Origin of the sequence: Photobacterium malacitanum (assembly GCF_900185615.1) — a bacterium.
Lineage (GTDB): Bacteria > Pseudomonadota > Gammaproteobacteria > Enterobacterales > Vibrionaceae > Photobacterium > Photobacterium malacitanum.
Genome location: NZ_FYAK01000024.1, coordinates 1 through 4,264, shown reverse-complemented (window position 1 = coordinate 4,264; position 4,264 = coordinate 1). Strand labels below are relative to the sequence as shown.

The 4,264-nt window shown below is 40.2% G+C and carries 4 protein-coding genes; all 4 read left to right on the top strand.

What is annotated here, in order from left to right; all coding sequences use genetic code 11:
* On the top strand, nt 1–1,018 hold a 1,018-nt coding region (gene gad, locus PMAL9190_RS19650; RefSeq protein WP_087846955.1), incomplete at its 5' end, for a glutamate decarboxylase.
* A gap of 460 nt (nt 1,019–1,478) precedes the next feature.
* Nucleotides 1,479–2,999 (top strand): glutamine/gamma-aminobutyrate antiporter GadC, encoded by a 1,521-nt coding sequence (gene gadC, locus PMAL9190_RS19645; RefSeq protein ID WP_087846954.1) that lies wholly within the window; start codon nt 1,479–1,481, stop codon nt 2,997–2,999.
* An 18-nt stretch (nt 3,000–3,017) separates the two neighbouring features.
* Complete coding sequence (gene glsA / locus PMAL9190_RS19640) at nt 3,018–3,962, top strand: glutaminase A (RefSeq protein ID WP_087846952.1); 945 nt, start codon at nt 3,018–3,020, stop codon at nt 3,960–3,962.
* A 13-nt stretch (nt 3,963–3,975) separates the two neighbouring features.
* A partial coding sequence (locus tag PMAL9190_RS19635; protein ID WP_235004396.1) for a pyridoxal-dependent decarboxylase occupies nt 3,976–4,264 on the top strand: 289 nt, incomplete at its 3' end.

The window sequence follows — 4,264 nt, the reverse complement described above, 5'->3', positions numbered from 1 at the left end:
AGGTGGTTTAGCTGCATTATGGCGCTGGCGTGAAAAGCGTCGTGCACTTGGTCAACCAACAGATAAACCAAACATGGTCTGCGGTCCGGTTCAAGTATGTTGGGAGAAATTTGCCCGCTACTGGGACATTGAAATGCGCGAAACTAAAATGAACGACGGTCATTATTCTATGACCCCAGAAGACATGTTAGAGTTAGTAGATGCTAACACTATTATGGTTGTACCTACTTTCGGTCAAACTTTCACAGGTTTATACGAAACAGTTAAACCATTATCTGATGCATTAGATACTTATGAACATGACACTGGTAACTCGATTGATATTCACGTTGATGGTGCAAGTGGTGCAATGTTAGCACCATTCTGTGCGCCTAATATTGAGCTTTGGGACTTCCGCTTAGAGCGAGTTAAATCAATCAGTACTTCTGGTCACAAATTTGGTTTAGCGCCATTAGGCTGTGGCTGGGTGGTATGGCGTAGCAAAGAAGATCTACCTGAAGGGTTAGTATTCCACGTTAACTACTTAGGTGGTGATATGCCAACTTTCGCGTTGAACTTCTCTCGCCCTGCTGGTCAAATTATATCTCAATACTATAATTTCCTTCGTTTAGGTTTTGAGGGTTATCAGCGTATTCATAATGCAAGCTACGATGTATGTGAATATTTAGTCAAACAACTGAATAAATTTAATCTATTTGAATTTATCTTTGATGGTAATCGTGAAAAAGGGATCCCTGCTATTTCATGGCGCTTAAAAGCCGACGCTAATGTACCTTTCTCACTCTACGATCTTGCTGATCGTTTGCGTACTAGAGGCTGGTTAGTACCCGCATATACATTGCCAGCAAACGCTCAACAAATTATCGTTCAACGGATTTTAGTTAAACAAGGTCTCACTATTGATCTTGCTAATCTATTAATTGCTGATTTCCAACGCTCGATTGAATTTCTTACTTCACATGCCAGCTCTCAATGTAATGCAGCAGATGTAAAAACATTTGATCATAGTGGTCGCTAATTAGCTTTACATCTATTTTAAATAAAAGGCTGGTTTTCCCAGCCTTTTATTTAACTAAATTTAATAAAACCAAAATCGCCTACTTTTATTAATCGCCAAATTATTTTCAAGCTTATCAAATAAAACTCAACCTATCCTTCTGCTTATCTACAAAAAATTAAAAAATAATTTTAATAACTTTTTTAAACGCCCCTTTTCTAGGAAAAAGTCTAAAAACATTCAAGAATAGACCACAAAAAAAACATTACCAAACATAATACCCATAATATTTATCAATCATAAAGATTACTTTAATTATTGATATTTAATCCACAAATATAAATATTAGCAATTTTCTATCTAAACTTACGGACTACTATTTTGATGATTTTTATCACATGTAACTTCAATATAAATTAACTATTTAATATTGAAAGATTAATTAAATGCATTAGATGCGCTAAATATAAGTTGGTTAACAATGACTAGTTCAATTAAAACGAAAAAAGGGGGGATCAGCATTTTCGCGCTCGCAATGTTAAACATTGTTGCAGTAGTGAGTTTGCGCGGTCTTCCAGCAGAAGCAGAATACGGATTGAGCTCCATTTTTTATTATATTTTTGCTGCCGTGGTATTTCTGGTCCCAGTATCATTAGTCGCCGCTGAACTTGCGACGGGTTGGTCTGAAAAAGGCGGTGTCTTCCGCTGGGTCGGTGAAGCTTTTGGAGCTCGAGTAGCATTGATTGCGATCTTCATGCTATGGATTGAAGTGACGGTTTGGTTTCCAACCGCATTGACTTTTGGCTCTGTTTCTCTTGCATTTATGGGGCCTCATCAATCATGGGACCAAGCACTATCCCAAAATAAATTCTTTGTACTGGGAATAGTATTAGCCATTTATTGGCTTGCAACTTTCATCGCACTACGTGGTACCGCAGCTTTTTCTAAAGTAGCTAAATGGGGCGGTTTAATTGGTACGGTTATTCCCGGTATCGTATTAATTGTTTTAGGTTTCTCCTACCTGTTCTTCTCTGGTCGTCCACCGCAAATTCAACTTTCTTGGCACGATATTATTCCTGACTTTTCTAACTTTAATAACGTTGTTTTAGCAGCAAGTATCTTCTTGTTCTATGCTGGCATGGAAATGAACGCGATTCACGTTAAAGAAGTTGATGACGCGCCACGTAACTACCCCATTGCGATTGCGATTGCTGCGATTGGTACGGTATGTGTCTTCGTACTTGGTACACTGGCAATTGCATTTGTTATTCCACAACAAGATATCAGTTTAACCCAAAGTTTATTAGTGGCTTATGATGATATGTTTGCTTGGGCAGGCATCAGTTGGGCAGCACCAATTATGGCTGCTTGTTTAGCACTGGGTGTACTTGCAGGGGTTGTTGGCTGGGTTGCAGGTCCTTCATCGGCATTACTTGTGGTTGCTAAAGGGGGATATTTACCGCGCTTTTGGCAGTACACCAACAAAAATGGTATGGCAACCCATATCATGATGGCACAAGCGTTTTTAGTGACCATTATTTCAGTGGTATTTGTGGTATTACCTTCGGTTCAAGCCGCTTATCAAATTCTAAGTCAATTAACGGTTGTACTTTACCTCATCATGTACTTATTGATGTTTGCTGCAGCGATTCACTTACGTTACAGCCAACCTAATCGTCCGCGTCCATACAAAATCCCTGGTGGTGATATGGGAATGTGGATCATCGCTGGTGTCGGTTTTTCTGGCTCACTATTAGCGTTTATCTTCTCTTTCATTCCACCAAGTCAAATTGCGGTAGGTAGCCCTGAAGAATATATTGGCTTCTTAGTAGTACTAACAGTGATATTTGTGTCAGTGCCATTATTTATTTACAAAGCCCGTCAACCGCACTGGAAAGATCCAGCAGTCACTGACTTTGCGCCTTTTACTTGGGAAATAGAACAAACTCATCCAGGTATTATTAATCCATCAGACAAAGTAACTCATACATTGAATCAATAAGAGTTAAGGATGCGCCAAATGTCACCACAAAATGAAAAGCTTGCTGTCATTATGCAGCAAGCGCTGAATGAAGCAAAAACCAATAGCGACGGCGAAAATGCCTCCTATATTCCATTTCTTGCATCTGTGCCATCAGAACTTACAGGCTTAGCCTTTGTGTCTGTCACTGGCGAGATTATTCAATTACAAGATACTGATTATAAATTTGCCATTGAATCAATTTCAAAAATTATGACGCTTGGATTAGTACTTGAACAATCAGGTGCTGATGCACTCCACAGCAAAGTCGGTGCCGAGCCAACGGGAATGCCATTTAATTCTGTTTTGGCGCTTGAATTACACCAAGGAAAGCCCCTAACTCCCCTCGTCAATGCTGGTGCGATGGCAACGGTGAGTTTAGTTACAGCAACAGATAAAGAGCAACGCTGGCAGCAGATTTTGAACTTTCAATCACTGTTAGCAAACAGTGCAATTTCGCTCTCTGACGAAGTCAATCAGTCAGAGCAAACCACCAATACCCATAACCGTGCTATCGCCTTGTTATTAGAGTCATCAGGGCGTATGTATTCAGAGCCACTTGAAGCTTGTGATGTTTATACTCGTCAATGTTCAACCCTCTTTAATGCGGTTGAACTAGCAACTGTTGGTGCAACACTCGCCAATGGCGGTAAAAACCCATGCTCAGGCAAACAAGTGATTCAAGCCGAAAACATACCCCATATTCTTGCAGAGATGGCAATGGAAGGGCTTTACGACACCTCGGGTGACTGGGCATATGATGTTGGTCTACCAGGTAAAAGTGGCGTTGGCGGCGGTTTATTAACGGTTATTCCCAACATTGGCGCACTGGCTGCATTCTCACCACGACTAGATCAATTTGGCAACAGTGTTCGTGGTCAACAAATGATCAAACATGTAACTCAAGCAATGGCTTGGAACTTATTTAGCAGTAAGCAACATTAAGGCAGGGAAAATTATGGCTCTTCATGAAGTAAACCGTCAATCTGAAAATGACCCAATCTTTGGTTCAAAAGCAACCCGTAACGTTGCAGCAACGACTAAGCTACCACAACAAGAACAAGCACCTAATGCTATTTATCAAATGATCCGTGACGAACTTTACCTTGATGGTAATGCCCGCCAAAACCTTGCTACTTTTTGTCAAACATGGGAAGAAGATGAAGTTCATAAATTGATGGATCTTTCCATTGATAAGAACATGATCGATAAAGATGAATATCCTCAATCTGCTGAAATAGAAGGCC

Bases quoted from the DNA above. Each gene is read 5' to 3' on its own strand.
- gadC (WP_087846954.1), top strand. From the start codon at position 1,479: ATGACTAGTTCAATTAAAACGAAAAAAGGGGGGATCAGCATTTTCGCG.
- glsA (WP_087846952.1), top strand. From the start codon at position 3,018: ATGTCACCACAAAATGAAAAGCTTGCTGTCATTATGCAGCAAGCGCTG.